At 38.7% G+C, this 26,376-nt stretch carries 36 protein-coding genes and 2 pseudogenes; 30 read left to right on the top strand and 8 right to left on the bottom strand.

The annotated features are described in order from the left end of the window. The first annotated feature begins 2 nt into the window (after window positions 1–2). The 26 genes and pseudogenes from rplE to AWT60_RS13595 all read left to right on the top strand — a co-directional run bounded on the left by rplE (window position 3) and on the right by AWT60_RS13595 (window position 15,026). A complete protein-coding gene (gene rplE / locus AWT60_RS13715) occupies window positions 3–542 on the top strand; it encodes a 50S ribosomal protein L5 (RefSeq protein ID WP_003217159.1) in 540 nt (179 codons plus the stop codon). 22 nt (window positions 543–564) lie between these two features. Continuing rightward, on the top strand, window positions 565–750 hold the full coding sequence (rpsN, locus tag AWT60_RS13710) for a 30S ribosomal protein S14 (RefSeq protein ID WP_008356542.1): 186 nt from the start codon (window positions 565–567) through the stop codon (window positions 748–750). Window positions 751–781: 31 nt separating this feature from the next. Beyond that, window positions 782–1,180: a 30S ribosomal protein S8 gene (gene rpsH / locus AWT60_RS13705; RefSeq protein ID WP_007496327.1), complete on the top strand. Its 399-nt coding sequence runs from the start codon at window positions 782–784 to the stop codon at window positions 1,178–1,180. A gap of 31 nt (window positions 1,181–1,211) precedes the next feature. Next, window positions 1,212–1,748, top strand: a complete 537-nt coding sequence (rplF, locus tag AWT60_RS13700) for a 50S ribosomal protein L6 (RefSeq protein WP_024425602.1) — start codon at window positions 1,212–1,214, stop codon at window positions 1,746–1,748. Window positions 1,749–1,780: 32 nt separating this feature from the next. Beyond that, window positions 1,781–2,143 (top strand): 50S ribosomal protein L18, encoded by a 363-nt coding sequence (rplR, locus tag AWT60_RS13695; RefSeq protein ID WP_008356544.1) that lies wholly within the window; start codon window positions 1,781–1,783, stop codon window positions 2,141–2,143. 24 nt (window positions 2,144–2,167) lie between these two features. Beyond that, window positions 2,168–2,668 (top strand): 30S ribosomal protein S5, encoded by a 501-nt coding sequence (rpsE, locus tag AWT60_RS13690; protein WP_007496332.1) that lies wholly within the window; start codon window positions 2,168–2,170, stop codon window positions 2,666–2,668. A gap of 13 nt (window positions 2,669–2,681) precedes the next feature. Beyond that, window positions 2,682–2,864 (top strand): 50S ribosomal protein L30, encoded by a 183-nt coding sequence (rpmD, locus tag AWT60_RS13685; RefSeq protein ID WP_003217067.1) that lies wholly within the window; start codon window positions 2,682–2,684, stop codon window positions 2,862–2,864. Between the two features lie 30 nt (window positions 2,865–2,894). Beyond that, window positions 2,895–3,335, top strand: a complete 441-nt coding sequence (gene rplO / locus AWT60_RS13680) for a 50S ribosomal protein L15 (protein ID WP_003216888.1) — start codon at window positions 2,895–2,897, stop codon at window positions 3,333–3,335. Window position 3,336: 1 nt separating this feature from the next. Next, window positions 3,337–4,629, top strand: a complete 1,293-nt coding sequence (gene secY / locus AWT60_RS13675) for a preprotein translocase subunit SecY (protein WP_024425603.1) — start codon at window positions 3,337–3,339, stop codon at window positions 4,627–4,629. 55 nt (window positions 4,630–4,684) lie between these two features. Then, window positions 4,685–5,338, top strand: a complete 654-nt coding sequence (locus AWT60_RS13670) for an adenylate kinase (RefSeq protein WP_076839358.1) — start codon at window positions 4,685–4,687, stop codon at window positions 5,336–5,338. Continuing rightward, a complete protein-coding gene (gene map, locus AWT60_RS13665) occupies window positions 5,335–6,081 on the top strand; it encodes a type I methionyl aminopeptidase (protein ID WP_003217210.1) in 747 nt (248 codons plus the stop codon). The genes AWT60_RS13670 and map overlap by 4 nt, the downstream gene beginning before the upstream one ends. A gap of 27 nt (window positions 6,082–6,108) precedes the next feature. Further along, window positions 6,109–6,415: pseudogene (locus tag AWT60_RS18550) on the top strand (KOW domain-containing RNA-binding protein). Further along, window positions 6,393–6,611, top strand: a complete 219-nt coding sequence (gene infA / locus AWT60_RS13660; protein WP_003217190.1) for a translation initiation factor IF-1 — start codon at window positions 6,393–6,395, stop codon at window positions 6,609–6,611. Before AWT60_RS18550 ends, infA begins: the two are co-directional and overlap by 23 nt. A 31-nt stretch (window positions 6,612–6,642) precedes the next feature. Then, window positions 6,643–6,756 (top strand): 50S ribosomal protein L36, encoded by a 114-nt coding sequence (gene rpmJ / locus AWT60_RS13655; RefSeq protein ID WP_003156543.1) that lies wholly within the window; start codon window positions 6,643–6,645, stop codon window positions 6,754–6,756. 21 nt (window positions 6,757–6,777) lie between these two features. Next, window positions 6,778–7,143, top strand: a complete 366-nt coding sequence (gene rpsM / locus AWT60_RS13650; protein WP_003217023.1) for a 30S ribosomal protein S13 — start codon at window positions 6,778–6,780, stop codon at window positions 7,141–7,143. Between the two features lie 20 nt (window positions 7,144–7,163). After that, window positions 7,164–7,559, top strand: coding sequence for a 30S ribosomal protein S11 (gene rpsK / locus AWT60_RS13645; RefSeq protein ID WP_003217231.1), 396 nt, complete (start codon window positions 7,164–7,166; stop codon window positions 7,557–7,559). Window positions 7,560–7,734: 175 nt separating this feature from the next. Then, window positions 7,735–8,679: a DNA-directed RNA polymerase subunit alpha gene (locus AWT60_RS13640; RefSeq protein ID WP_003217009.1), complete on the top strand. Its 945-nt coding sequence runs from the start codon at window positions 7,735–7,737 to the stop codon at window positions 8,677–8,679. Window positions 8,680–8,754: 75 nt separating this feature from the next. Beyond that, window positions 8,755–9,117, top strand: a complete 363-nt coding sequence (rplQ, locus tag AWT60_RS13635) for a 50S ribosomal protein L17 (protein ID WP_003216944.1) — start codon at window positions 8,755–8,757, stop codon at window positions 9,115–9,117. 125 nt (window positions 9,118–9,242) lie between these two features. Beyond that, window positions 9,243–10,085, top strand: coding sequence for an energy-coupling factor ABC transporter ATP-binding protein (locus AWT60_RS13630; RefSeq protein ID WP_008356549.1), 843 nt, complete (start codon window positions 9,243–9,245; stop codon window positions 10,083–10,085). Further along, the gene (locus AWT60_RS13625) at window positions 10,061–10,930 is read left to right on the top strand and encodes an energy-coupling factor ABC transporter ATP-binding protein (protein ID WP_218677379.1); all 870 of its coding nucleotides are present in this window, start codon (window positions 10,061–10,063) and stop codon (window positions 10,928–10,930) included. Before AWT60_RS13630 ends, AWT60_RS13625 begins: the two co-directional genes overlap by 25 nt. Next, window positions 10,927–11,724, top strand: coding sequence for an energy-coupling factor transporter transmembrane component T family protein (locus AWT60_RS13620; protein WP_024425607.1), 798 nt, complete (start codon window positions 10,927–10,929; stop codon window positions 11,722–11,724). Before AWT60_RS13625 ends, AWT60_RS13620 begins: the two co-directional genes overlap by 4 nt. Window positions 11,725–11,735: 11 nt before the next feature. After that, window positions 11,736–12,479 (top strand): tRNA pseudouridine(38-40) synthase TruA, encoded by a 744-nt coding sequence (truA, locus tag AWT60_RS13615; protein WP_218677378.1) that lies wholly within the window; start codon window positions 11,736–11,738, stop codon window positions 12,477–12,479. Between the two features lie 165 nt (window positions 12,480–12,644). Continuing rightward, window positions 12,645–13,082: a 50S ribosomal protein L13 gene (gene rplM / locus AWT60_RS13610; RefSeq protein ID WP_003217042.1), complete on the top strand. Its 438-nt coding sequence runs from the start codon at window positions 12,645–12,647 to the stop codon at window positions 13,080–13,082. A 20-nt stretch (window positions 13,083–13,102) separates the two neighbouring features. Further along, the gene (gene rpsI / locus AWT60_RS13605; RefSeq protein ID WP_007496354.1) at window positions 13,103–13,495 is read left to right on the top strand and encodes a 30S ribosomal protein S9; all 393 of its coding nucleotides are present in this window, start codon (window positions 13,103–13,105) and stop codon (window positions 13,493–13,495) included. A gap of 171 nt (window positions 13,496–13,666) precedes the next feature. After that, complete coding sequence (locus AWT60_RS13600) at window positions 13,667–14,191, top strand: GNAT family N-acetyltransferase (protein WP_218677377.1); 525 nt, start codon at window positions 13,667–13,669, stop codon at window positions 14,189–14,191. Between the two features lie 132 nt (window positions 14,192–14,323). Next, window positions 14,324–15,026 (top strand): annotated as a pseudogene (locus AWT60_RS13595) (amidohydrolase family protein). 474 nt (window positions 15,027–15,500) lie between these two features. On the opposite strand, the gene AWT60_RS13590 reads toward AWT60_RS13595, so the two are convergent. From AWT60_RS13590 to AWT60_RS13565, 6 genes are all read right to left on the bottom strand, one after another. Beyond that, on the bottom strand, window positions 15,501–16,067 hold the full coding sequence (locus AWT60_RS13590) for a DUF4825 domain-containing protein (RefSeq protein WP_218677376.1): 567 nt from the start codon (window positions 16,065–16,067) through the stop codon (window positions 15,501–15,503). 24 nt (window positions 16,068–16,091) lie between these two features. Next, window positions 16,092–17,138 carry a hypothetical protein gene (locus tag AWT60_RS13585; RefSeq protein WP_218677375.1) on the bottom strand — a complete coding sequence of 349 codons (1,047 nt, stop codon included), beginning with the start codon at window positions 17,136–17,138 and terminating at the stop codon, window positions 16,092–16,094. Beyond that, window positions 17,135–18,328, bottom strand: a complete 1,194-nt coding sequence (locus AWT60_RS13580) for an ABC transporter permease (protein WP_103132738.1) — start codon at window positions 18,326–18,328, stop codon at window positions 17,135–17,137. The genes AWT60_RS13585 and AWT60_RS13580 overlap by 4 nt, the downstream gene beginning before the upstream one ends. 1 nt (window position 18,329) lies before the next feature. After that, a complete protein-coding gene (locus tag AWT60_RS13575) occupies window positions 18,330–19,016 on the bottom strand; it encodes an ABC transporter ATP-binding protein (RefSeq protein ID WP_017366463.1) in 687 nt (228 codons plus the stop codon). Next, window positions 19,009–20,754, bottom strand: a complete 1,746-nt coding sequence (locus AWT60_RS13570; RefSeq protein ID WP_218677374.1) for a hypothetical protein — start codon at window positions 20,752–20,754, stop codon at window positions 19,009–19,011. Before AWT60_RS13570 ends, AWT60_RS13575 begins: the two co-directional genes overlap by 8 nt. 87 nt (window positions 20,755–20,841) lie before the next feature. Then, window positions 20,842–21,321, bottom strand: coding sequence for a hypothetical protein (locus AWT60_RS13565; RefSeq protein WP_103132736.1), 480 nt, complete (start codon window positions 21,319–21,321; stop codon window positions 20,842–20,844). Between the two features lie 331 nt (window positions 21,322–21,652). Between AWT60_RS13565 and AWT60_RS13560 the strand changes: the two genes are divergently transcribed. The 3 genes from AWT60_RS13560 (at window position 21,653) to AWT60_RS13550 (ending at window position 24,030) form a co-directional block, all read left to right on the top strand. Next, window positions 21,653–22,096 (top strand): DUF2521 family protein, encoded by a 444-nt coding sequence (locus AWT60_RS13560; RefSeq protein WP_044333888.1) that lies wholly within the window; start codon window positions 21,653–21,655, stop codon window positions 22,094–22,096. 58 nt (window positions 22,097–22,154) lie between these two features. After that, complete coding sequence (gene cwlD, locus AWT60_RS13555; RefSeq protein ID WP_034283867.1) at window positions 22,155–22,868, top strand: N-acetylmuramoyl-L-alanine amidase CwlD; 714 nt, start codon at window positions 22,155–22,157, stop codon at window positions 22,866–22,868. 103 nt (window positions 22,869–22,971) lie between these two features. Continuing rightward, window positions 22,972–24,030 carry an Mrp/NBP35 family ATP-binding protein gene (locus AWT60_RS13550; RefSeq protein ID WP_024425873.1) on the top strand — a complete coding sequence of 353 codons (1,059 nt, stop codon included), beginning with the start codon at window positions 22,972–22,974 and terminating at the stop codon, window positions 24,028–24,030. 37 nt (window positions 24,031–24,067) lie between these two features. Here AWT60_RS13550 and gerD read toward each other — a convergent pair whose 3' ends face one another. Further along, window positions 24,068–24,655 (bottom strand): spore germination lipoprotein GerD, encoded by a 588-nt coding sequence (gene gerD, locus AWT60_RS13545; protein WP_087975190.1) that lies wholly within the window; start codon window positions 24,653–24,655, stop codon window positions 24,068–24,070. Window positions 24,656–24,745: 90 nt separating this feature from the next. Here gerD and AWT60_RS13540 point away from each other — a divergent pair, with 90 nt between their 5' ends. Then, the gene (locus AWT60_RS13540) at window positions 24,746–25,348 is read left to right on the top strand and encodes a KinB-signaling pathway activation protein (protein ID WP_041105692.1); all 603 of its coding nucleotides are present in this window, start codon (window positions 24,746–24,748) and stop codon (window positions 25,346–25,348) included. Here AWT60_RS13540 and pdaB read toward each other — a convergent pair. After that, a complete protein-coding gene (gene pdaB, locus AWT60_RS13535) occupies window positions 25,341–26,105 on the bottom strand; it encodes a polysaccharide deacetylase family sporulation protein PdaB (protein ID WP_218677373.1) in 765 nt (254 codons plus the stop codon). The genes AWT60_RS13540 and pdaB overlap by 8 nt on opposite strands. Window positions 26,106–26,376: the final 271 nt, after the last annotated feature.

Raw genomic sequence — 26,376 nt, 5'->3', positions numbered from 1 at the left:
TCATGAACCGCCTTAAAGAAAAGTATGTAAAAGAAATTACACCTGCATTAGTTTCTAAGTTTGAATACAAATCAGTAATGCAAGTGCCAAAAATCGAAAAAATCGTGATCAACATGGGTGTTGGTGACGCCGTTCAAAACGCTAAAGCAATCGATACTGCTGTTGAAGAATTAACGTTTATCGCTGGTCAAAAACCTGTCGTTACTCGTGCGAAGAAGTCTATTGCTGGATTCCGTCTACGTGAAGGAATGCCAATCGGTGCGAAAGTAACACTTCGCGGAGAGCGCATGTATGATTTCCTTGATAAACTTATTTCTGTGTCTTTACCACGTGTACGTGACTTCCGCGGGATTTCTAAGAAATCTTTCGACGGTCGTGGAAACTACACGCTTGGTATTAAAGAACAGTTAATCTTCCCAGAAATTGATTACGATAAAGTAACAAAGGTCCGCGGTATGGATATCGTTATCGTTACTACTGCCAATACGGACGAAGAAGCACGTGAGTTATTAACTCAAGTAGGTATGCCGTTCCAGAAATAATCAATGAAAGGGAGGCGAAATCGTGGCTAAAAAGTCTATGATTGCGAAACAACAACGCAAACAAAAGTTTAAAGTTCAAGAGTATACTCGCTGCGAACGTTGTGGACGTCCACATTCAGTTATTCGTAAGTTTAAACTTTGCCGTATTTGTTTCCGCGAACTTGCATATAAAGGACAAATTCCTGGCGTTAAAAAAGCCAGCTGGTAATCCCCATAAATGGGAAGGAGGTTATTAAATAATGGTTATGACAGATCCGATTGCAGATTTGCTGACTCGTATTCGCAATGCGAACATGGTACGTCATGAGAAGCTAGAAGTACCGGCTTCAAAAATCAAAAGAGAAATTGCTGAAATCTTAAAGCGTGAAGGTTTTATCCGTGACGTTGAGTACGTCGAAGACAGCAAACAAGGAATTATCCGTTTGTTCCTTAAATACGGTCAAAACAACGAACGTGTTATCACTGGTCTTAAAAGAATCAGTAAACCTGGTTTACGCGTATATGCGAAATCAAATGAAGTACCACGTGTACTTAACGGACTTGGAATCGCAATTATTTCTACATCACAAGGTGTTTTATCGGACAAAGAAGCCCGTGCTAAACAAGCTGGTGGAGAAGTACTTGCTTACGTATGGTAAAAAAAGTTTAAGATGAATGGAGGTGCTTGGTATGTCTCGTATAGGTAAAAAACTAATCGAGATCCCTTCAGGAGTAACTGTGACAAACAACGATAACACAGTGACAGTAAAGGGACCAAAAGGTGAACTAACTCGTGCATTTCACCCTGATATGGAAATTAAAATTGAGGACAACGTCTTAACTGTAAGCCGTCCGTCTGAAAATAAAGAACACCGTGCATTACATGGTACAACACGTAGCTTGATTGCAAACATGGTTGAAGGTGTATCTAAAGGTTTCGAAAGAGGTTTAGAACTTATCGGTGTCGGTTACCGTGCAGCTAAATCTGGAAACAAACTTGTTCTTAACGTTGGATACTCTCATCCAGTTGAAATCGTTCCTGAGGCTGGAGTTGAAATCGAAGTTCCATCTCAAACGAAAGTAATCATTAAAGGTATCGATAAAGAGCGTGTAGGAGCTCTAGCTTCTAACATCCGCGCTGTCCGTGCTCCAGAGCCTTACAAAGGTAAAGGAATTCGTTACGAAGGTGAATTCGTTCGCCGTAAAGAAGGAAAAACTGGTAAGTAAGATCGCTTAATGTGAAGAAAGGAGTGACTCGGATGATTACGAAAACTAGCAAAAACGCTACTCGTCTTAAAAGACATGCTCGTGTTCGTGCGAAACTTTCAGGTACTGCTGAAAGACCTCGCCTTAACGTTTTCCGTTCTAACAAGAATATCTACGCTCAAGTAATTGATGATGTTAACGGTGTAACACTTGTAAGTGCTTCTACTCTTGATAAAGAGTTAAAGATCGAGAATAGTTCTGACACTGCAGCTGCTACGAAAGTTGGCGAACTTGTTGCAAAACGTGCTGTTGAAAAAGGAATCTCTAACGTGGTATTTGACCGCGGAGGATACCTATATCATGGACGTGTAAAAGCTCTAGCTGAAGCTGCTCGTGAGGCTGGACTTAAATTTTAATAAAAGAAGGAGGGACACATCCGAATGAGTCGTATTGACCCAAGCAAATTAGAGTTAGAAGAACGCTTAGTTACGGTTAACCGCGTAGCGAAAGTTGTTAAAGGTGGACGTCGTTTCCGTTTTGCAGCTTTAGTTGTTGTCGGTGACAAAAACGGTCATGTAGGTTTCGGTACTGGTAAAGCACAAGAAGTACCAGAAGCGATCCGCAAAGCTGTTGAAGATGCGAAAAAGAATTTAATTGAAGTACCAATGGTTGGAACTACAATTCCACATGAAATCATCGGTCGATTCGGTGCAGGAAACGTTCTATTGAAGCCTGCTTCAGAAGGTACAGGAGTTATCGCTGGAGGCCCAGTGCGTGCGGTACTTGAGCTTGCTGGTCTAGCTGATATCCTTTCTAAATCTCTAGGTTCTAATACACCGATCAACATGATCCGCGCAACACTTCAAGGTTTAAGTGAGCTTAAACGTGCTGAAGATGTAGCGAAGCTTCGTGGAAAATCTGTAGAAGACCTGTTAGGATAAGGAGGGAACAATAATGGCAAATAAATTAGAAATTACCCTCAAACGCAGTGTAATCGGTCGCCCTGAAGATCAGCGTGTCACTGTTCGTACTCTTGGTCTTAAGAAAACAAACCAAACAGTCGTACATGAAGACAATGCAGCGATCCGCGGCATGATTAACAAGGTGTCTCATTTAGTTTCTGTTAAAGAACAATAAAACATTTTTAATCGATAAGGAGGTGCCCAAATGAAACTTCATGAATTGAAGCCTTCAGAAGGTTCACGTAAAGTACGCAACCGTGTTGGTCGTGGTATTGGATCAGGTAACGGTAAAACTTCTGGTAAAGGTCATAAAGGTCAAAACGCTCGTTCTGGCGGCGGTGTACGCCCTGGTTTCGAAGGTGGTCAGATGCCTTTATTCCAACGCCTTCCAAAACGTGGTTTTACAAACATCAACCGTAAAGATTACGCGGTAATCAACTTAGACAGATTAAACAGTTTTGACGAAGGAACGGAAGTAACTCCTGAACTTCTTCTAGAGACTGGTGCAATAAGCAAGTTAAAAGCAGGAGTAAAAATTCTTGGCAACGGTAAATTAGAAAAAAAATTAACTGTAAAAGCCAATAAATTCTCTGCTTCTGCGAAAGAAGCGATTGAAGCTGCTGGCGGTACAGCCGAGGTGATCTAACTTGTTTAAGACAATCTCCAATTTTATGCGCGTGAAAGATATACGGAATAAGATTATATTCACACTTTTAATGTTAGTCGTCTTTCGTATAGGTGCTTTCATCCCTGTGCCTAATGTGAACGCCGATGTTCTCCAGGCACAGGATCAAATGAGTGTTTTCGGAATCCTCAACACGTTTGGGGGCGGGGCACTTTTCCAATTCTCCATTCTTGCAATGGGGATTATGCCGTATATCACTGCTTCGATCATCATTCAGCTCTTGCAGATGGATGTTGTTCCGAAGTTTACTGAGTGGTCAAAGCAAGGAGAGGTTGGCCGCCGAAAATTAGCACAATTCACAAGGTATTTTACAATTGTTCTAGGATTTATCCAGGCGCTAGGAATGTCATATGGATTCAATAATATGGCAGGAGGCATGCTGATTGAAAACCCTGGTGTTTCAACGTATCTCTTAATTGCGGTCGTACTCACTGCGGGAACAGCATTTTTAATGTGGCTGGGTGAGCAGATTACTGCTCACGGTGTTGGTAATGGTATTTCGATTATTATCTTTGCCGGTATCATCGCTGGTATCCCTCAAACATTAAAACAAGTGTACGCTCAACAATTTGTAGGTGGAGATGGACAGCTGTTCATGCAAATCCTTAAAATTGCCCTTATTGTCATTGCCATTCTTGTCATTGTTATCGGTGTTATTTACATTCAAATGGCAGTGAGAAAGATTGCAATTCAATATTCAAAGGGAACTGGCCGTGCACAAATGTCTGCTAGTCAAGCAACGCACCTTCCATTGAAAGTGAATCCAGCAGGGGTGATTCCAGTCATCTTTGCCGTTTCTTTCATTATTACTCCGCAGACGATCGCATCGTTCTTCGGAACCAATAATGTGACAACTTGGATAACCAACAACTTTGACTATACTAAGCCAATCGGTATGACGATTTATGTAGCACTGATTGTTGCTTTCACATATTTTTATGCCTTTGTCCAAGTCAATCCTGAACAAATGGCTGAAAATCTGCAAAAGCAGGGTGGCTATATCCCGGGAGTTCGTCCAGGGAAAATGACTCAAGATAGAATTACGAGCATTTTGTACCGACTCACGTTTGTGGGCGCCATTTTCTTAGCCGTGATTTCAATACTTCCTATCTTTTTCATTCAATTCGCTGGATTACCTTCCGCTGCACAAATTGGCGGCACAAGTCTTCTCATTGTTGTAGGTGTTGCACTTGAAACAATGAAACAGCTTGAAAGCCAATTAGTGAAACGAAATTACCGTGGATTTATGAAATAAAACAGAGGGCTGGGCAGCTGCCCAACCTCTCTAAGTAAGGAAGGGGAAATCCGAAATGAACTTAGTCTTAATGGGGCTTCCGGGTGCTGGTAAAGGCACTCAGGCAGAACGAATTGTTGATGATTATGGGATCCCTCATATCTCAACAGGAGATATGTTCCGCGCTGCTATGAAAGAGGAGACACAACTTGGGCTCGAAGCAAAATCCTTTATCGATAAAGGAGAGCTTGTTCCTGATGAGGTCACAATCGGTATTGTTAGAGAAAGACTTGGCAAAAATGATTGTGAACAAGGTTTTCTTCTGGACGGATTTCCGCGAACAGTCGCTCAGGCTGAAGCTTTAGAAGGAATTCTAAAGGACCTTGGCAGAACGATTGATTATGTCATTAATATTAAAGTCGATAAAGATGCTTTGATGGAGCGTCTGACTGGCCGAAGAATTTGCAAAAATTGCGGAGCAACATATCATTTAGTATTCAATCCACCTGCGAAAGAAAATGTTTGCGACAAGTGTGGAGGCGAGCTTTATCAACGTGCAGATGATAATGCAGAAACCGTTTCGACTAGACTTGAAGTAAACTTAAAGCAGACTGAGCCTTTACTGAACTTCTATTCAGAAAAAGGATATCTTGCAAACATTGATGGTGCGAAGCACATTAACGATGTATATGCAGATATCAAGGACCTGCTTGGAGGATTAAATAAATGATTATCTGTAAAACTCCTCGCGAGCTTGAGATTATGAGAGAAGCTGGACGTATTGTCGCACTGACTCATGAAGAGCTGAAGAAACACATAAAACCAGGTATTTCGACAAAAGAATTGGATCAAATTGCCGAACGTTTTATTACAAAGCAGGGTGCAATCCCATCTTTTAAAGGGTATAATGGTTTTCGCGGGAGCATTTGCGTTTCGGTGAATGAAGAACTCGTTCACGGTATTCCTGGTAAACGGGTTTTACGTGATGGTGACATCATTAGTATCGATATTGGCGCAAAGTTAAATGGCTATCATGGTGACTCTGCTTGGACTTATCCAGTTGGGGTAATCAGTGATGAAGACCGCAAACTACTGGAAGTCACAGAGGAATCTCTATATAAAGGCTTACAGGAAGCAAAGCCAGGCGAACGTCTGTCGAACATTTCCCATGCCATACAAACGTATGTTGAAAATGAAAATTTTTCAGTTGTTAGAGAATATGTTGGACATGGGGTCGGACAGGATCTTCATGAGGACCCTCAAATTCCTCATTATGGTCCGCCCAACAAAGGCCCGCGGCTAAAACCTGGAATGGTGTTGGCCATCGAACCGATGGTGAACGCAGGCAGCCGATATGTGAAAACATTGGCTGATAACTGGACGGTTGTAACGGTTGATGGGAAAAAGTGTGCTCATTTTGAGCATACGATTGCGATTACAGATACAGGTTTTGATATACTGACTAAGATTTAGGTCTTCACTGAAGCCTTTCAGGCCCAAATCGGGCAGGTTGTCTGTATAGTCCAAAGAAAGAACAAGATCAGTATACAGGTGTCATCGGCATGTTCGTTGGCTGCCATGTACTAATCGCAGACGGAGAAAAGCGTAAATTTCATTCTCCTAAGAAAAAATATCAATCATATAACCTTTTATGATTGCGTATCTCCGGAAGTTCAGAACAGTATATTCAAAACAGGTCGGGTGATAGATGAACAATTGAGAGATTCTCATTTGGACATTTGTCAGAGAGCAAGTTACTGATTTGAAGAAGGGAGAACACTTGAATGGCGAAAGACGATGTAATTGAAGTGGAAGGTACTGTAGCAGAAACTTTGCCAAACGCAATGTTCAAAGTTGAACTAGAGAATGGCCATACAGTTTTGGCTCATGTATCAGGAAAAATCCGTATGCACTTCATTCGCATTTTACCTGGAGACAAAGTTACGGTAGAATTATCTCCATATGACTTAACTCGTGGTAGAATTACGTACCGTTACAAATAAAGCAACTCCGGAAGAAGGAGGTTGGAAACACATGAAAGTGAGACCATCTGTTAAACCTATCTGTGAAAAATGTAAAGTGATTCGCAGAAAAGGAAAAGTAATGGTGATCTGTGAAAACCCAAAACATAAACAAAAACAAGGCTAATAACAAGGAGGTGCCCAAATCATGGCTCGTATTGCTGGTGTAGATATTCCACGTGATAAGCGTGTTGTCATTTCTTTAACATATGTTTTTGGAATTGGTCGTACGACTGCGCAACAAGTCCTTAAAGAAGCAGGTGTTTCTGAAGACACTCGCGTTCGCGATCTAACTGAAGACGAACTTGGTAAAATCCGTGATATCATTGACAAACTTAAAGTAGAAGGTGACCTTCGTCGTGAAGTTTCACTTAACATTAAGCGTCTAATTGAAATCGGAAGCTACCGCGGAATCCGTCATCGTAGAGGACTTCCTGTTCGTGGACAAAACACAAAAAACAACGCGCGTACTCGTAAAGGTCCGCGTCGTACTGTAGCTAACAAGAAAAAATAAGTAAAGGAGGTAGTTAAAGAATGGCTGCTGCTCGTAAACAAAATACGCGTAAACGTCGCGTGAAAAAGAATATTGAAGCTGGAATCGCTCATATCCGTTCCACTTTCAACAACACGATTGTAACGATTACTGATGTTCATGGAAACGCAATTTCTTGGTCAAGTGCTGGTGCATTAGGATTCAGAGGTTCTCGTAAATCTACTCCTTTCGCTGCACAAATGGCTGCTGAAACTGCTGCTAAAGGTTCTATCGAACACGGTCTTAAAACACTTGAAGTAACTGTTAAAGGTCCTGGTTCTGGTCGTGAAGCTGCAATTCGTGCGCTTCAAGCTGCAGGTCTTGAAGTTACTGCAATTAGAGACGTAACTCCAGTTCCTCATAACGGATGCCGTCCACCAAAACGTCGCCGCGTGTAATTTGTTTGTATAGATTTTGTGTCCCTGTCAATAATGGGTTATGATACAGTTATTTATGAGACGAATACACGACTCGTTGCCTGAGCACATACGGGACTAAACAATGAGGAATTTCGGATGGAATCTCATATGATTCTATTCGAGGTTTCGACGTTTTGAAGGAGGGTTTTATTAGATGATCGAAATTGAAAAACCAAAAATCGAAACGGTTGAAATCAGCGACGATGCCAAGTATGGCAAGTTTGTCGTAGAGCCACTTGAGCGTGGATATGGTACCACTTTAGGGAACTCCCTTCGTCGTATCCTTTTATCCTCACTTCCTGGTGCAGCTGTAACATCGATCCAGATAGATGGTGTCTTACACGAATTCTCAACGATCGAAGGCGTGGTTGAAGATGTTACAACGATTATCTTAAACATTAAAAAGCTTGCACTCAAAATCTACTCTGAAGAAGAGAAGACGCTTGAAATTGATGTACAAGATGAAGGTACTGTAACAGCTGCTGATATTACACACGACAGCGATATTGAAATCTTAAATCCAGATCTTCACATCGCAACTCTTGGCAAGAATGCGAGCTTCCGTGTTCGCTTAACTGCACAAAGAGGTCGCGGGTATAATCCTGCTGATGCAAACAAAAGAGACGATCAGCCAATCGGTGTGATTCCGATCGACTCAATCTATACACCTGTATCTCGTGTGACTTATCAAGTGGAGAACACCCGTGTTGGGCAAATCACAAACTATGATAAATTAACACTAGATGTATGGACTGATGGAAGCACAGGACCGAAAGAAGCGATCGCTCTAGGTTCTAAGATTTTAACTGAACACCTGAATATTTTCGTTGGGTTAACTGACGAAGCTCAGCATGCTGAAATCATGGTTGAGAAAGAAGAAGACCAAAAAGAAAAAGTGCTTGAAATGACAATTGAAGAGCTTGATCTTTCTGTTCGTTCTTACAACTGTTTGAAGCGTGCGGGTATTAACACTGTTCAAGAGCTTGCTAACAAGACAGAAGAGGATATGATGAAAGTTCGTAACCTTGGACGTAAATCTCTTGAAGAAGTGAAAGCGAAACTAGAAGAACTTGGACTGGGTCTTCGTAAAGACGATTGACTAGTTTCATTGTGAACTAGGATTTTCGTGTGTTTTTTATTCATACAGCATCTCTAATTAAGGAGGGGACATCACATGGCATACAGAAAGCTAGGACGCACTAGTGCACAACGTAAAGCAATGCTTCGTGACCTAACGACTGATTTGATCATCAACGAACGCATCGAAACAACTGAAACACGTGCGAAAGAACTTCGCTCTGTAGTTGAAAAAATGATCACTCTTGGCAAACGCGGAGATCTTCATGCTCGCCGTCAAGCTGCAGCTTACATTCGTAATGAAGTAGCTAACGCTGAAACAAACCAAGATGCACTTCAAAAATTATTCGCTGACGTTGCAACTCGCTACGAAGATCGCCAAGGTGGATACACTCGTATCATGAAGCTTGGACCTCGTCGCGGCGATGGCGCACCAATGGCTGTCATTGAATTAGTTTAATCACATATCGTGTATCTAAGAAAGGGCGGGACAGTTCATAACTGGATCTATGCCCTTTTTTAGGTACTACGGCTTTTTTAGGAATAAGCAAAGAAGAGGTTGAGCTGAGAGGAGGTCCGGTAGAGATGGGGAAGACATTAATTGACGTAAAAGACATTGTATTTCGTTATCACAAGGATGCGGACAAGCCCGCTTTAGATCAAGTGTCACTGCATGTGAATCAAAATGAATGGCTCGCCATAGTTGGTCATAACGGTTCAGGTAAATCCACACTTGCCCGTGTGCTGAATGGGCTCATTTTACCGGATGCTGGTACGGTCAAGGTTGGAGAGATTGAGCTCAAAGAAGAAAGTGTTTGGGATATTCGCAAAAAGGTCGGAATGGTCTTTCAAAACCCAGATAACCAATTTGTGGGCTCAACGGTTCGTGATGATGTGGCTTTTGGTTTAGAAAATAACGGGGTTGAGCGGGAATTGATGATAGAACGTGTAGATTGGGCTGTCAAACAGGTCAATATGCAGGAGTTTCTTGATCAAGAGCCGCACCATCTATCAGGCGGGCAGAAGCAGAGAGTCGCCATTGCAGGTGTGCTTGCCGCAAGCCCTGACATCATGATCTTGGATGAAGCAACATCAATGCTTGATCCGATTGGCCGTGAAGAAGTGTTAGAGACTGTTAGACTATTGAAGGAACAAGGAACGGTCACAGTCATTTCCATCACACATGATTTAGACGAGGCTGCCAAGGCAGACCGCGTCATTGTGATGAATGGTGGGAAGAAATTTGCCGAGGGAACGCCAGAGGAAGTATTTGAACTAGATGAACAGCTGGTTCAGATTGGACTTGATCTGCCATTCTCCTATCGATTGAGCAAGCAATTGAAGCAGCAAGGTGTGCCGCTTGCAAATGCCCATTTGACACAAGAAGGATTGGTGAAAGAGCTATGGACATTACGATCAAAGAATTAGAGCATCGTTATCAAATGAAAACGCCGTTTGAGCGTCTCGCTTTGTATGATGTCAATGCTTCCATCAAAGAGGGCAGCTATGTCGCTGTCATTGGTCATACGGGCTCTGGTAAGTCTACATTGTTGCAGCATTTAAATGGATTGCTCAAACCAACGAAGGGGAGCATTGCGCTTGGGGAGACAATTTTACAAGCCAATAAAAAGCAGAAGGATATGAAACCCCTCCGGAAAAAGGTAGGCATCGTGTTTCAGTTTCCTGAGCATCAGCTCTTTGAGGAAACCATCCTCAAGGATATCTGTTTTGGTCCAATGAACTTCGGTGTTCCTCAAGAGAAGGCAGAAGCGAAGGCGAAGGAGATGCTGAAACTGGTTGGTCTTCCTGAAACTCTATTATCTCGATCTCCCTTTGAACTAAGCGGCGGTCAAATGAGACGTGTGGCGATTGCAGGCGTTTTAGCGATGGAGCCAGAAGTGCTTGTGCTTGATGAGCCGACTGCTGGGCTGGATCCACGCGGGCGGAAGGAAATTATGGACATGTTCTATGACCTTCATCAAAAGGCAAACCTCACCACGATCCTGGTCACACACAGTATGGAGGATGCCGCTCATTATGCGGATCAAATGATTGTGATGCATAAAGGAACAGTGAAGGCGACAGGCACGCCGAGAGAGTTGTTTGCCAATCGTACAGACATGTCTTCGTTTGGTCTCGACCTCCCGGAAACGATTAAATTCCAGCAGACTGTAGAAGAAAAGCTTGGTATTACGTTTCCAAGGCCGCTTCTGACCATGGATGAAATGGCAGAAGCCTTAACAGCTCTTTATCAGGAGGACACGACATCATGATGGATAGTATGATTATCGGCAAATATGTGCCAGGCTCATCCTTTGTCCATCGTCTTGATCCAAGGACAAAGCTGTTATCAATTTTCTTTTTCGTCTTTATCGTCTTTTTTGCTAATAATTACATCACTTACGGGCTTTTAGGTGTCTTTACCATCCTTGTGGTGATGGTTTCTCAGGTGCCGCTATACTTTATTCTCAAGGGAATGAAGCCGATCCTATGGATTGTCCTGTTTACCTTTATTCTGCATATTTTCATGACAAAGGATGGCGCCTTGCTATTCCACTTTGGTTTTCTGAATATTTATGAAGAAGGTCTAAAGCAGGGAATCTTCATTTCACTCCGTTTTGTCTATCTCATTATGATGACGACACTTCTTACGTTAACCACAACGCCTATAGAAGTGACAGACGGGATGGAGAAGCTGCTGCACCCGTTCCGTAAAATCAAACTGCCTGTTCATGAACTTGCTCTCATGATGTCCATCTCTCTTCGGTTTATTCCGACGTTATTAGAAGAGACAGACAAAATCATGAAGGCACAAATGGCACGAGGCGTTGATTTTACAAGCGGACCTTTAAAGGATCGCCTGAAAGCTATCGTTCCTTTGCTTGTTCCGCTTTTCGTCAGTGCGTTTAAGCGTGCAGAGGAACTGGCGACCGCGATGGAAGCGAGAGGCTACCGCGGGGGAGAAGGACGGACGAAATACCGTCAGCTTGTCTGGGGCATGAAGGACACGTTCACGCTGCTTCTATTCATCCTGTTAACAGCACTCCTTGTGCTGCTTAGAAATTAGGTGATTCCTAGATGAAGGTCAAATGTACCGTATCCTACGATGGGACACATTTTAAAGGCTATCAGGTGCAGCCAGGGCAGCGAACCGTTCAGACGGAGATAGAGGCTGCCCTTGCAAGAATGCACAAACAGGATGAACTGATTCCGATTGTGGCTTCCGGCCGGACAGACAGCGGTGTCCATGCAAAGGGGCAGGTCATTCATTTTGAGACCCCGCTCTCGATCCCGATGGAGAGATGGCCTTTTGCCCTCAACAGCCTGCTGCCGGATGATATCCGTGTTCTAAAGGCTGAGGAGGTCGATGATTCGTTTCATGCCAGATTTGGTGTTGTTTCGAAGGAGTACCGTTATAAGGTCTCAACGGAAACACACCAAAATGTATTCACGAGACAGTATGCCTGCCACTATCCTTACCGGCTGGATATCGATAAAATGAGAGAAGCCGCAGAGCACCTGATTGGGACACATGACTTTACAAGCTTTTGTGCGGCCAATACAGAGGTTCAGGACAAGGTGAGGGTTATTTATGCCCTCGAGTGGAAAAACGTCTCAGACGGGCTTGAAATGCGTGTGAGAGGGAATGGTTTTTTATACAACATGGTGCGGATTATCGCTGGAACATTGCTTGAAATCGGTTCTGGTAAATTTCACCCTGAGGAGATAAAAGCCATGCTTGCCGCCCGAAATCGCGAAGCGGCAGGCAAGACTGCGCCTAGTCACGGACTGTATTTATGGGAAGTTTTCTATGACAACTAAACCAGGTGTAACATGTTCTTGACACAGGAAGCAGAAAGTTATAAGATATCATATGGTATGTATTTCAACCCCACAAATAAGCCCCGGAAGACTTATCTGTGTTTTGAAATAGAACGTAGCATTTGATTCAAGGAAAATTCATTGATTTATTTAGGAGGGAAACTCATGCGTACAACACCAATGGCGAACGCAAGCACAATTGAGCGCAAATGGCTAGTTGTTGATGCGGCAGGCAAGACTCTAGGTCGTCTTTCTACTGAAGTAGCATCACTTTTGCGCGGTAAGCACAAACCAACTTATACACCACACGTTGATACAGGTGATCATGTGATCATCATCAATGCTGAGAAAATCGAATTAACTGGTAAGAAATTGACGGACAAAATTTACTACCGTCACACGATGCACCCAGGTGGTTTGAAACAAAGAACTGCTCTTGAGATGCGTACAAACTACCCTGAAAAAATGTTGGAGCTTGCTATCAAAGGTATGCTTCCAAAGGGTCCACTAGGTCGTCAAATGTTCAAAAAATTAAATGTGTACCGTGGTTCTGAGCATCCACATCAAGCACAACAACCTGAAGTTTACGAACTTCGCGGTTAATTATAAGGGAGGTTAACAATTTGGCACAGGTTCAATATTACGGTACAGGTCGTCGTAAAAGTTCTGTAGCGCGCGTTCGCTTAGTTCCAGGTGAAGGCCGTATCGTCGTTAATAATCGTGAAATTACTGAATACATTCCATTCGCTGCTTTAATCGAAGACGTGAAACAGCCTTTGAACATCACAGAAACAGCTAACAGCTACGATGTTCTTGTAAATGTTCACGGTGGTGGATTCTCTGGTCAAGCTGGAGCAATTCGTCACGGTATCTCTCGTGCACTTCTAGAAGTAGATCCTGAGTACCGTACACCACTTAAACGTGCTGGACTTCTTACTCGTGACTCTCGTATGAAAGAGCGTAAGAAATACGGTCTTAAAGGCGCACGTCGCGCACCTCAGTTCTCAAAACGTTAATCAATTTTATATTGTATGGACGTTTTACAAAGGTTTGTTACAGACAAACCATATATGAAAAGCATCAGCATCCTGCTGGTGCTTTTTTATTTGTGTTTTTCTGTATGGAAACATATAAAATAGGATCATAGCAAGGTTTTTGTTTTTAAAAAAAGTCTATGGGGGTGTCATATGAATCTAACAACAGAAAGGTGTATCATTCGATCATTTGCTGAAGATGATTGGCAGGATGTCTATGCATATACTTCTGATCCGGAAGTGATGAAGTATATTCCGGAAGGTGTTTTTTCTAAAGAAAATGCGCAGGAATTTGTTAAAAATAATCGTCTTAAAACAGCTAAGAATTTTGCTGTTCTATTAAAAGAAGACCAGATTTGCATCGGGCATATCGTGTTTCATTCTTACTTTGGTGAGCACACATATGAAATTGGCTGGGTATTCAATCCTGCCTATCAAAACAAGGGCTTTGCATCAGAAGCGGCGTATGCTGTCTTACATCATGGTTTTCACACTCTGAACTTACATCGAATCATTGCGACTTGTCAGCCTGAAAATGTGCCATCGTGGAGAGTGATGGAGAAATTGGGGATGAGGAGAGAGGGGTATTTTAAAAAATGTATACCACAAGGAAATGAGTGGTGGGATGAGTTTTACTATGCCATCTTACAAGAGGAATGGTTCGTAAAGAAGAATTGATAAGTTTTAATGATATAAAGTGATTCATCATCCCGAATATTCTCTGGCTTTTTTAATCGATATAGTCAGTTCAAATAAGCGGAAGAGGGGGGCGGGCATGAGGATTTTTGATTTTATGTACATTTTCATTTCATTGATTGTGATTTTCCTATTCAAGAAAACCAAAGGTATACACCGCCAAGTTATGTGGTGAATGATTATAGGAGATAGACAGCTGTTTGGGGATTGTAGGTGGAGTAATTGTGTCAGGTTTATTTCAGGGCTTTGATCAAGGCTATTTGTTGAAAAGCACTAGATGAAATGGGAACGGCTTTTTGCGGTGTAACCCATTACCTTTTACAGCAACTGATGATGAGATTGTTCATTTGGATCAACAAGAGGTAAAGGTTTTACGATTTAATGTGAAGCGGGGCGGTTCGGAGGGTGGACATTTCAAAGCTCGATTATTTTGCGAGAAGGGTGAATGAGCTGGCTGGCATAGTGAACTCTACATAGACTTAAGCATCTCCCTGACATCTCATCTACGCTTGAACAGCTGCCGGCCTTTTCAATTTAATCATTAAGGCTTATCGGAAGAAGAATTGCTGCATTTGCTCAAGCTCGTTGAAAAAGGTGTTCGTTTGAAAGAAACGGGCTTTGGACGTGTTGATTTAAACATCGAACATACATTGACATCCATTTATCAAACGAATCCTGATGCAGTGATGTTTAGATAGACATTCCATCTACATGGGCGCAACTTCCATTTAATACGGTGATATTCAATTAATTCAACATCTTTTTGATGAGGAAGAAGCGGATAAAAATTTTAAATGAAAACGCTATCAATTGGTAATTTGATGAATGAATAAGGTTTCCGTTCCATTATAGGAGGTGTGTTGATTGTATTGGCATGTAGAGAAGGCATACGAAATTTAGAAAAGTGCACTATCAATTAATGTTTGTAATGAAACAACATTTAGCAAAGGTCGTAATATCTTTACTAGTGTTGCTTCAGTTACAATAATGATATTGTTTTCATCAAAACATTGATTATATATTTATAAGAGATAAGTATGAAATGTTTTGATGAAAATTTTGGGTGTAACACATACTAGACTACTGCGATGATTAGGAAAGGAATTTTTAAAATATAAGATTCTTAACGAATTGATGCGAATCAAGGATAATTAGTTAATTGTATTTGATTTTATATTTTTAATAATCTTATTATGAACTATTAAAATTAAAAACACTTTAAGAGAAAGAGTTCTTCGCTTAAAGTGCTTTTTTGTTTCAGGAATCACAGGTACTTAAAAAGTATTTTAATTTATTTATCCTTTGTTGAGTTTAAATCTTGATACAGGTCTTTTCGTGCTTTGTTTGAGTTAACTAAATTATCCACTAAATCTTTTTTCCAAAGTGTTTCACTCTCTTTATATTCTATATATGAGTGTGGTAATTTTTTTTCAAGTTGCTTTCTCTTAAAAGCCACTTTATTTTCTCTGGGTCCTTCTAATTCAAATTGTACCTCATCTAAGTTCTCAATTAAGATAAAGGCAGCTAAAGCATTGTATAGAAAGTTCTTTTTGATAGTATCATTATTGAGCCAATAGTCAGTGAATTGTTCCTCGCTTATTGATGAGTTTTCTTTTAAGCCATATACAACTTTTAGCTTGTTTCCATCTACTATTTCAAATTCTTTATACATGTCTCCACCTGGAAGTATAGAGATTATAGAGCCAACAGATGAGTTGTTTCCAAGCTGTGTTTCTTTATGTTCTAGTAGCTGCTGTAAATTATCTTTTTTTTCTTGTTTATCGTTAGCGTCTTTATTACTGCACCCGGTGCTTAAAATAACAATAAACATTAACATCAATATCAAATATTTTTTCATTATATAATGCTCCTTCAATTATAATCAATTAATTAATAAATCTATATCAGATGAGGTGTTCTCCTTAATAACCCTCTTGATAGTGCCATTTTGTATTTTAAAGACTCCTTTATCAGAGAAAATATATTTTTTGTTCATAAAACCATTGATATTACCAACATCTAATTTTAACACTTCAGCATTTGGTTTACTAAAGCTATTGGTATTATAAATTTCTAGGTAAGAAGTGTTAGAAGTTCCCGAAATGATATAGAGTTTATTATTATCAAATTGCATGAATTTAGGTGGATAAGTAGTATCTATTTTTTTTTCAAGTTTATTTTTTATAAAGTTATATGTCATTATAAGTTTAACCGGTTTTTTTTCTTTTTGAGATTTTATATTTATGTCCATTATTTCTTCTTGTAGAAGCAACCACAATTCACCATTTTTTAAGAAGGCATTTAAATCATAAGCTTTATCAAAAACTTGAGTCATTTGAAGCTTTTGAGTTTTTGTATTTAGGGAGTATAAAATGGTGTTGTTATTTATTGTTAATATATATATATTGTTAGAAGTTTCATCAAAAAGCATTCTCTCCGGTAAACCTTTCAGACTCCAAGATTCAATAGGTTTTTCTATATTATCAATATTATATTTATTTAGTGTTACTTTATTGGCCTGATTTGGAGGATATGCCAGTACATAAAGATAATTATTTATAATTATGGCTTCATGTATTGGTTCTTTTATTAATCCAATCTTTTTTATTTCATCCTGATCTTGAACAAAGATCTGGTATCCATACGGCTCTAATTGTTGAGTTACTACAACTGATTTTTTTTGCTTTTCATTATAAGTTGTTGAAGAATATAAATCTTTCTCTTTTTGAATTTTAAATTTTTTTATAATTTCCTCTTTATTAAAATTAAATACATTAATCATAGGAACACCTTTGTCTTCTGATAAATAACTAATTGATTCTCCACTATTGTTTTGAAGCTGGGTGTTTTGAGGAATAAATAACATAACTACATAGATAATTGAAATTATTGCGATCAAGATAGCAATAATCTTTAAAATTCTTTTCATGAATCATTACCTCTAATAATTTCTGTAATATGAATTGAAGATGCTTTAAGAATAGGTCTAAAACTTGAAATAAAACTAACTAATACAATTAAAATAAAACTAATGAAAATCTGTATCCATGTCATATTAACTGAAAAATCAAAGTTAACTCCAATAGATTTTTCTAAGTAAGAGTTTAATAACTCAATGATAATAAAACTTGAAATAATAGAAATAACAAAAGATATTAAAGATATAAATAAAACCTCTATAGAGAATAGCTTGATAAGGTGAGACTTTTCATAACCAAAAGTTCTCATAACTCCAATTTCTTTATAACGATTTCTTAAAGATTGGCCAATAACTGATGCAATACTGACCCCTGAGAAGACCAATAGTACAACTAAGATAATACCTCCAATAGCAATAATTATTTTTGCTACTAGTGGAATAGACTGAGAGGCTTTTAATGAATAGCCTGTGTCATAACCTAATTTCTCAATATCATTAGCAACTTGAGTTAAATTTTCCACATCATTTACAATAACAGTTCCAAACTCATAGGTTAAATTTTTTCTGTAATCTTTTAAGGGAAGACCAAGAAAATCAGCATTAAATTTTTCTACAAAATCAATACTACCTAATGATACATCATCTGGATAGTTATCTAAATAGAACTGATCAAACTTTGATTGAATCGTAGTGTTTTTTGTTTTCCGAATACCTTCCCCTTCTTTTACCTTAACCGTGTAACTAATTTTTATTTGGTCATTTGAGGCTAACTCGTCTGCTAAAGAGGAATTAATTACGATTTGATTATTGTTTATCATTTTATCTTTATTGGATGTAAAGTACTCTAATCCTTTATCATTAACCCCAACGAGATTTGTCGTGGTCTTACTGTTTTTATATTCTACTCCTACAAAAGCTTCTATCTTAGGGAATGCTGTTACAACATTATCTATTTCATTTAATTTCTTAAAAGAACCAGAAGTTAACTCATTTTCTGAGTTTGATGATATTTCTATAAGTTTGAGGCTTTGATTTTCAATAACAGTAGTATTTACACTAGCAGTAATGCTTGAAAATAATGATAATATGATATTTAATATAATGATGCTAAGAGTAATGATTGTAATAGGCGCAATGCTTTTAAACCCATTTCTCAAAAAGTTGTTCCAACTAAGTTTTAAATAATCATTTAATCTCATTTTAAACTGTATCCTCCTGAAGTATTCCAGATCGCATTGTGTAGAAATGATCGCTATATTTCGTGAAAATTGGGTTGTGAGTAACTATAACAATTCCAACTCCAGATGAAGATAACTTTTTAAAAAGTTCTATAATTTTAATTTCATTAGCTTCATCGACATTACCAGTAGGCTCGTCAGCCAGAATTAATTTGGGATTGTTTATCAATGATCTTGCTATCGCAACTCTCTGTTTTTCGCCCCCAGATAATGATCTAGGAAAGTGAGTAATTCTGTGTGATAGACCCACTAGATTTAATAATTCTTTTGCACGTTCTTCCCTTTCCTTTTTACTTATATTTTTATGAATCAATAAGGGAAGGGTTACGTTATTTAATACGTCTAAATTAGGTAATAAATTGAATTCCTGATAAATAAAACCTATAAACTCCGATCTTAATTTAGCTCTACTTCTTTCATTCAGTTCAGTCGTGAATAGTTGATTTAAACAAATAGACCCTTCTGATGGGCTATCAAGAAGCCCCATTAAATTTAATAATGTACTTTTACCTGAACCGGAAGGTCCCATTATTACACTGAAATCACCTTCCTTAACTTCAATATTTACTTTTTTGAGAATTGAAAGGTGCTGGTTTTTCAATATAAAAGTTTTCTCAACATCTTTTAATTTTAGTATTGTATTACTCATTTTTTTCCCCCATTACCATTTTGTTAACGCTCGTGATTAAATATGTAGAGTACATATCAGGGAAATTTTGCTTTTCATTTAAGGTGTACCCTGTGTTCTTATATAGTACTGTTATTTGATCGGCGATTTCATTCTTATCGTATTGAATATCCAATTTTTCCATTAGTGATACTTTATAGTAAATTAAATAGGCTGCAATATCAAGACTGGTATTTATAGAGACATTACGTATGTCAGATTCAAGTTTTTTCAATTCGGTAGAATATAAATTAGTTCTAGCTAACGTATCTAAAAAGATTAGTGAAGTTATTTTGTTCTCTTCGTTAAAGTAATTTCCAGGATACTTTGTTATTTTGTTAATTTTGTCTTCTGTATTCACTGGCAGAAAGTCTTTATTGAAGTCCTTTTCCAAAATTAGAAGAGATCGAGTATAAAAACTCCAATTCATTACATTTTGTACATTAATAGGTTCTCTTGTTTTTTTTATTAAGTATTTTTTTAATTGCATACTTAATTGATTATCTGGGTGTTGTGCTCCAGTTAGATCTAAAAGTGCTAGGTAACTATAAATTTCTAATGCGTCTAATTTTAATAAGTCGTCTAAAGTCACCTTGGCGATATGTTTTCTAATGATGGTATTTATTTTCTTTGTTTGATCATTAGAAAATTGAGAAAGATCTTTACCAATTAAGATTGGAGTAAATGCATTGTTAAATGGTGTAATTGTTGGAAACATACCGTTATTATATTCAAAAGTTGAGTATTTGTTTAAGAAAGCATCTTTCTCTTTTGAATTGATAGTCACATTTAAATTCTTCAAAATATTCAGTTTAAAATATTCACTTTGTATGTCAGAAACTTCAATAGATAGGTATTTAATTTTATTAGATATTGATTTTAATAACTGTTTATCTGCTTTTAACATATTACTTTTATGGATATTCACATAACTGTTAATCTCTAATAAGTCATCAAAGTCTAAAGTTTTTTTAGTTATTCGTTTTCTAATTATTTCATTATTCAAATTAAATTTTTTATCAATCCCTAAAAATCCATATATGCCAAGGAGTGTTTCTAGAGTAACAAAATCCTTTGGTTTAATGTTATCAACCCACATATTTATTTTATGCTTATTCACTTTTTCGATTAAATTTAGATTCGATAGTAATGCTAGCATCATATAAGTGTGTTGCAATTTTACATCCTGATAATCTGGATTATTTTTGAATTCTTTAAATTCTTCAGATAAAAAAAACCCGTTTTTATAAAAGGATTCTTTAAGAAGATATTGTGTATGTTTTTTTAATAAAGGAATTGCGTCTGTTTTACAATTTTGTATTGATTGATATGCTCTATAGACTCGTTCAATTCCAGTAAATATCATATTATCAGTTATATCTCTTGCAAAGGATTCTTCCTCCAGTTTCTTTGTTATTGTCTTACAGTAATTGTTGTCGGTTGGTTGATTCAAAAGTAAAGCAGACTGGTGGAAATAATAGGAGGTATATTCATCTTCTGTACCATTAATTGCATTTACAAGAGTAAATAATGAATCATCTTTCCAACTATATTGTATATTTTGAATACTTTGTTGTTGTTGCTGTTTCAGTTCCAAGGAGAGTTCATTGGACAATTTAGTCGTATGTTCGATTCCCTTGTTATAAAAAAGTAAAAAATAAATTGAGAGCAGCAATATGAAGATTATTAATATTGAGATTATTTTTTGAGAAGTTTTCATTTATCATCTATCCCCGATAAAGTTTTTTACAGTCTAAAAAGTGAATACAAATGTATTCACTTTTTTTGTGGTTACACATATATAATTTTAGTAAAGGCGGAATATAGAAGCTGTTGTAGAACGTTTTACACCACGAGCTAAGAAACTTGCAGTATTATTTAGGCTTCCTGTTAATGGTGCTCCAGAAATCTTATAAGAACCAGCAATGTCTGAAATCCATGCATTTTTATTAGTCCATGTCCCTGAAAGAGAGTTGCCACTAGTTGAACCGGCGCTAGCACCTTTTAAAGATACACCAATACCGTTTGCTTCAATATTGTAAGAAGTCTTGACCCAATTTGCTTTTGGAGGGTTATTGCCTAGGAATTTTGCGCTTACTTTAAAGCTTTGTTTTTGTAAAAAGTTTGTGTTACTCATCCAAGCATTAGATTGAATCGAGTTACCTTTTAATTGAGGGATAGATTCTTTTGAAGAATCAGAATAAGCATTTACTGTGCCCTCTAGATTTAATGATAATATTCCAATGATTAGAAATGCAGATAATTTGACGAAAAATTTACTTTTCATTATTTTCCTCCTATGTTTTTTTTTGCAACCACATACCAAATTATATTTTTTTTAGGAAAATTGTCAATTGATTTAAAGTAAATTTAAGGTTTTTACCTATGATTTTTTATTATTTGGTTTAGTTACATTTCGAAAAAGGGGATTTTATCCTAAGTATCTGAGATGTAACATATTTATTTAGTAAATTATAGTGTGTAATTTTGTGAGATATGTTATAGATAAATGCTAATATAATCTTGTTTTAAATTCATAAGGATAATTTTGGTGCTTTACTGAACTGCATGTTTTGTTCAAACCAACGAACAATACAAAGAAAAAAGGAGTTCAGTCCATGGCAGAAGTGCTTTCATTTTATCAACTGAAAACAAAACGAGATGTCACGCTTGAAAAGAAGCTTTTGCGTACATTGTCTCTTCAACAAGTGACGGCCGCTTCTGAGAAATTCACAAAGAAGCTGTTTCCATTTGCAGATGATCCAGCCGGTATAATGAGTGATGGCTGCATCGATTTCGCCATTGAAGCTTTCTTAGCTGGCGGGAGATACGGTGAGTCGAGTAAATACGGCGAATCATTCGACGATATCAAAAAGCGGTCCTCCCAGGAGGAAGCTGAGCTGATTGAAGAGCTGGCAGGATGCTTGCAATCGTGGGGAAATATGTTCCGTATGGAGCGGAAAATGTCATGTTTATATCCATTTGCAAAGGATTTTTTAAGCATGTGGTGGCAGGAAGGCTTTCGTGAATCAGAAAAAAGACACAAGCTTCGGCTGCACTAAGCATATTTCCAGTCCTTGTCCCATATCTATAAAATAATGGTGTATGGGAGGGACAGGGATGAAAAGAAAGCTGAAGTGGACAGGGTTTTTAATTGGGTTTATTGTCCTCTTATTCTTATTCAGGTTTCAATTTCTAAATGATGATTCATGGAAATCGTGGAATTTGCCTCTAAGCGGGAAGATCATCTATTTAGATCCGGGTCACGGCGGTCCAGATGGAGGGGCTGTAGGGGGAGAGCTGCTTGAGAAAGAGATTGCACTGGATGTATCCATGAAGATACGTGACTATTTGCAGGAGCAGGGAGCGCTTGTTCTCATGACCCGAGAGGATGATTCTGATTTATCATCAAAGAATACAAGGGGATATGCCCGAAAGAAAGCGGAGGATTTAAGGAACCGCGTCAAAGTCATCAATGAATCTGAAGCGGATCTCTATTTAAGCATTCATTTAAATGCGATACCATCAAACAAATGGAGCGGGGCTCAGACGTTTTTTTACGGAAAGTATGAAGAAAATGAAAAGGCAGCGAAGTTCATTCAAGATGAATTGCGCAGGAATCTTGAAAACACAGATCGAAAGGCGAAGCGGATTAATGGCATTTATTTAATGCAAAATGTCACAAAGCCAGGAGCTCTTGTGGAAATTGGGTTTCTCTCCAACCCGAAAGAGGCTGGACAGCTGGCAACACCTAAATATCAGGATCAAATTGCTGCCTCTATTTATAAAGGGATTTTAAGATATTTAACAGAGCAAAAAGAGCCGCCTGAATAAGGGGCTTTTTCCTTTTGATCGCAGGCAAACAGGACAGACATTGTAAGGATATGTATGATATACTTGGATTGTAAACGAATTCAATAAAGGGTGAGGTTCTGCTATGATCGGACAAGATGATGTGAGAAAACTAGTTGGGAAGATGGACGAACCTTTCCTTCATATACCGCTTGGTGAGCTGGATGCCATCAAGGAAATCAGCCTAAAGCCTGAGAAAGAGCATGTGAGCCTAAAGGTGGCCATTGCTAAAACAGGCACTGCTGAGCAGATGAAGCTGCAGCAAGACATCGTACAAGCCTTGAAAGCAGCAGGCGCTAACACAGTAGGACTTCGTTTTGAGGAACTGCCTCAGGAAACACTTGAAAAGTTTATGCCATCACAAGATGAGGAAGAAACCCTGCTTAACTCTAAAAATCCGCCTGAGTTCTTAGCGATTGCGAGTGGAAAGGGCGGCGTTGGTAAATCGACGGTTTCTGTTAACCTTGCTGTAGCGCTGGCTCGTCTAGGGAAAAAAGTCGGGCTGATTGATGCTGATATTTATGGCTTTAGTGTACCGGATATGATGGGAATCACTGTCAGACCAACAGTTAAAGGGGAAAAAATTATTCCTGTGGAGCGCTTTGGTGTCAAAGTGATTTCAATGGGCTTTTTTGTTGAAGAAAATGCACCGGTTATTTGGAGAGGACCGATGCTTGGAAAAATGTTAAATAACTTCTTCCACGAAGTTGAGTGGGGAGAATTAGATTACTTACTATTAGACCTTCCGCCTGGAACGGGAGATGTAGCGCTTGATATTCATACAATGCTGCCTAGCTGTAAAGAAATCATTGTCACTACACCGCATCCAACGGCTGCCTTCGTTGCAGCAAGAGCAGGCGCAATGGCACTGCAAACAGATCATGAGGTGCTCGGGGTCGTTGAGAATATGAGCTATTATGAAAGCAAAAAAACAGGTGAGAAGGAATACGTCTTTGGAAAAGGCGGTGGGGACAAGCTGGCTGAAGAGCTGCGTGTATCAGTCCTTGGCCAAATTCCTTTAAGACAGCCTGATTGGAATGAGGATGATTTCGCGCCTTCTGTCTATGATGCAAGTCATCCGACAGGAGAAGTGTATCAACACATTGCGAATAAAGTCATTGAACAATTAGCAGTGAAAGCATAATGAAAGCCCGAGTGGATGAACGCCACTCGGGTGATATTTAACTATCGCTTCCTTCGCTGCCTTGCGAGCCGGAATCACTGCCGCTTTCAGATGCTGCCTTTTTGAGCTCATCTTCGAATTTCTTCTTATAAAGAGGGCTGCTCAATGTTTCCGTAATGACTTTTTCTAAGTGCTTTCTAAACTCTTTGCTTTTTACCAGTTCACCGTATTTTTTTTCCATCTCAGGATCCTTGAGAATATCCATCATCAGCTGTTGATAGTCAGGGTCCTTCATTAACTGTTTTAACATTCTTTCATGCTGTTGCTGCATGGATTTTGCGAAAGTCTCGGCAAATTTAGAATCCTCAAAGACCTTCTTCCAGAACTCTTTGCCTTTATCAGAAGTCAGTGTTTTCTCTATCGTTTTTTTCACAGTTTGTTCATCCATTACCAAAGCTTCATTCATTGCCTCGTCATTTAATAACTGTTGAATGGCCTTTTTACCGTCATCTGTCTTTAATATATCGACGACCATTTTTTTTGTTTCGTCATAGTCCATATTAGATGAGGATTGGGTTTTGGGAGCACAAGCTGTTAGAGATAAAAGAAGAAAACAGCTCATTATACGCAAGATGCCTTTTGACATACTGTGGCTCCTTTCGTTACATGTCTTACTTTTAATATGAATGTTTCACGTAAATTTATACATAACAAAAATAGGGGTTGGATCAATTCAATGAAAAGTCGGGATTTAGTTCGTTTTTTCTTCTCTGTGCTAGCTGTTGGAGCGGTCATTACAAGCGTGGTAGGCTTTGCGCTGGAGTGGGGGAAATATCAGAAGCTTTTTATATCGTTTGAAATTCTAGAGATCGCATCTGTGTTGTTTTGGTTCATTGGTGTAGGAATGATTTTTAGTGTCATTAGTCAGATGGGGTTTGTTGTCTTCTTGACGGTGCACCGGTTTGCGTTAGAGATTTTCCGGTCACATTCTTTATGGAATACCATTCAGCTGTTCCTTGTGATTTTTGTGCTGTTTGATTTAGCTTACTTGCGATTTTTGTTTTTCGGAGAAAATGAATCATTTCTTCCATACTTGTGGCTGCCTATATTTATTGGTGTGTTTGCATTGATCGTGGCTTACTTTAAACAGCAGCAGTCCTCTAAGAAAACATTTATTTCCGCAATGTTTCTCATGGTCGTCATCACGTCGTTAGAATGGTTCCCGGCGCTCAGAGTCAATGAAGAGGACTGGCTGTATTTAATGCTATTCCCGCTATTAGGCTGTAATGCGTTTCAGCTGTTAGCGATGCCGCGGTTTTCAAAAGCGAAAGCTACTTAACTTCTGATGACTTTGTGTTCGTATTGGAGATCAGTTCGCCAACCGTCACATTTTTTAAATTCTTTTCTTTTATTTGTTTCAAAATAGCGGGTAAGGCTTGAGCGGTTTGGGTTGCTGAATCTGAGGCGTGAAGGAGAACAATGTCTCCGCTTTTCATTCGATCATTTACATTCTGAACAATCTGGTCGACACCCGGATTCAGCCAATCCTGTGAATTGATACTGTAATGAACAACGGTATAACCGTACTGTGTGGCAATTTTCAGTGCTGTTTCATTAAACTGTCCAGTTGGCGGTCTTAATAGTTGAATGTCATCTAGTCCAAGCTTTTGAAATGTATTTTGTGCACGGACAAGATCTTGCTTGATTTCACTATCTTCAAGCTGGCTATAATTTTTATAAGCATAGCCGAGGCTTCCGATCTGGTGGCCGTCCTCCCTAATTTGTTTCACGATATCAGGATGACGCTCAGCCCAAGAAGCAGACAGAAAGAAGGTGGCGTTCTTTATACCGTACTCTCGAAGGACATTTAAAATAGGAACAGCCTTCTCATCCCCCCAGCCAATATTAAAAGTGAGAGAGACATGTTTTGATGAAGTCTCGCCTTTATAAATGGCTCGGGGTCCATGTTCAGTTTTAAATACCGACAGCGGCGGTGCCTTTTGTACATAAAAAAAGGTTGCAGCTGCAAGGGCTGCTACAAGAATAATGACAACTTGCTTCAGCCGTTTAATAGGCAACACATATAATCGACTCAATTCAAACACTCCTGCCTTGTCCAAGATTGTTACTTGATTGTATGCAGGGCAAGGGTTTAAGATGCTTAATAAAACTATTTCAAAAAAAGTTTTGAAAAGGCGTTGACCGAAAGAATGTTTTCGTGATATATTATTAATCGTCGCTGACACACAGTGACAAACACAAAACGCTTCGGGAAATAAACTTGAAAAAAGTTGTTGACATAAGATGAAGCGAAATGTTATATTATTAAAGCCGCTAAGAACGGCGGAGATGATCTTTGAAAACTAA

Source organism: Bacillus sp. F2HM, from assembly GCF_019266135.1.
In the GTDB taxonomy this organism is placed as follows: Bacteria; Bacillota; Bacilli; order Bacillales; family Bacillaceae; genus Bacillus; species Bacillus safensis.
The sequence above is the reverse complement of the archived record's forward strand: the minus strand, read 5'-3'. Positions and strand labels throughout refer to the sequence as shown.

Bases quoted from the DNA above. Each gene is read 5' to 3' on its own strand.
- rplE (WP_003217159.1), top strand. From the start codon at position 3: ATGAACCGCCTTAAAGAAAAGTATGTAAAAGAAATTACACCTGCATTA.
- AWT60_RS13575 (WP_017366463.1), bottom strand. From the start codon at position 19,016: ATGAGTAATACAATACTAAAATTAAAAGATGTTGAGAAAACTTTTATA.
- AWT60_RS13670 (WP_076839358.1), top strand. From the start codon at position 4,685: ATGAACTTAGTCTTAATGGGGCTTCCGGGTGCTGGTAAAGGCACTCAG.
- rplR (WP_008356544.1), top strand. From the start codon at position 1,781: ATGATTACGAAAACTAGCAAAAACGCTACTCGTCTTAAAAGACATGCT.
- infA (WP_003217190.1), top strand. From the start codon at position 6,393: ATGGCGAAAGACGATGTAATTGAAGTGGAAGGTACTGTAGCAGAAACT.
- rplQ (WP_003216944.1), top strand. From the start codon at position 8,755: ATGGCATACAGAAAGCTAGGACGCACTAGTGCACAACGTAAAGCAATG.
- AWT60_RS13585 (WP_218677375.1), bottom strand. From the start codon at position 17,138: ATGAAAAGAATTTTAAAGATTATTGCTATCTTGATCGCAATAATTTCA.
- rpsE (WP_007496332.1), top strand. From the start codon at position 2,168: ATGAGTCGTATTGACCCAAGCAAATTAGAGTTAGAAGAACGCTTAGTT.
- rpmJ (WP_003156543.1), top strand. From the start codon at position 6,643: ATGAAAGTGAGACCATCTGTTAAACCTATCTGTGAAAAATGTAAAGTG.
- rpsH (WP_007496327.1), top strand. From the start codon at position 782: ATGGTTATGACAGATCCGATTGCAGATTTGCTGACTCGTATTCGCAAT.
- AWT60_RS13580 (WP_103132738.1), bottom strand. From the start codon at position 18,328: ATGAGATTAAATGATTATTTAAAACTTAGTTGGAACAACTTTTTGAGA.
- AWT60_RS13625 (WP_218677379.1), top strand. From the start codon at position 10,061: ATGGACATTACGATCAAAGAATTAGAGCATCGTTATCAAATGAAAACG.
- AWT60_RS13620 (WP_024425607.1), top strand. From the start codon at position 10,927: ATGATGGATAGTATGATTATCGGCAAATATGTGCCAGGCTCATCCTTT.
- rplM (WP_003217042.1), top strand. From the start codon at position 12,645: ATGCGTACAACACCAATGGCGAACGCAAGCACAATTGAGCGCAAATGG.
- rplF (WP_024425602.1), top strand. From the start codon at position 1,212: ATGTCTCGTATAGGTAAAAAACTAATCGAGATCCCTTCAGGAGTAACT.
- rplO (WP_003216888.1), top strand. From the start codon at position 2,895: ATGAAACTTCATGAATTGAAGCCTTCAGAAGGTTCACGTAAAGTACGC.
- AWT60_RS13540 (WP_041105692.1), top strand. From the start codon at position 24,746: ATGAAAAGTCGGGATTTAGTTCGTTTTTTCTTCTCTGTGCTAGCTGTT.
- rpsM (WP_003217023.1), top strand. From the start codon at position 6,778: ATGGCTCGTATTGCTGGTGTAGATATTCCACGTGATAAGCGTGTTGTC.
- cwlD (WP_034283867.1), top strand. From the start codon at position 22,155: ATGAAAAGAAAGCTGAAGTGGACAGGGTTTTTAATTGGGTTTATTGTC.
- AWT60_RS13640 (WP_003217009.1), top strand. From the start codon at position 7,735: ATGATCGAAATTGAAAAACCAAAAATCGAAACGGTTGAAATCAGCGAC.
- AWT60_RS13590 (WP_218677376.1), bottom strand. From the start codon at position 16,067: ATGAAAAAATATTTGATATTGATGTTAATGTTTATTGTTATTTTAAGC.
- AWT60_RS13550 (WP_024425873.1), top strand. From the start codon at position 22,972: ATGATCGGACAAGATGATGTGAGAAAACTAGTTGGGAAGATGGACGAA.
- map (WP_003217210.1), top strand. From the start codon at position 5,335: ATGATTATCTGTAAAACTCCTCGCGAGCTTGAGATTATGAGAGAAGCT.
- rpsK (WP_003217231.1), top strand. From the start codon at position 7,164: ATGGCTGCTGCTCGTAAACAAAATACGCGTAAACGTCGCGTGAAAAAG.
- truA (WP_218677378.1), top strand. From the start codon at position 11,736: ATGAAGGTCAAATGTACCGTATCCTACGATGGGACACATTTTAAAGGC.
- AWT60_RS13570 (WP_218677374.1), bottom strand. From the start codon at position 20,754: ATGAAAACTTCTCAAAAAATAATCTCAATATTAATAATCTTCATATTG.
- AWT60_RS13600 (WP_218677377.1), top strand. From the start codon at position 13,667: ATGAATCTAACAACAGAAAGGTGTATCATTCGATCATTTGCTGAAGAT.
- AWT60_RS13565 (WP_103132736.1), bottom strand. From the start codon at position 21,321: ATGAAAAGTAAATTTTTCGTCAAATTATCTGCATTTCTAATCATTGGA.
- gerD (WP_087975190.1), bottom strand. From the start codon at position 24,655: ATGTCAAAAGGCATCTTGCGTATAATGAGCTGTTTTCTTCTTTTATCT.
- AWT60_RS13560 (WP_044333888.1), top strand. From the start codon at position 21,653: ATGGCAGAAGTGCTTTCATTTTATCAACTGAAAACAAAACGAGATGTC.
- AWT60_RS13630 (WP_008356549.1), top strand. From the start codon at position 9,243: ATGGGGAAGACATTAATTGACGTAAAAGACATTGTATTTCGTTATCAC.
- rpmD (WP_003217067.1), top strand. From the start codon at position 2,682: ATGGCAAATAAATTAGAAATTACCCTCAAACGCAGTGTAATCGGTCGC.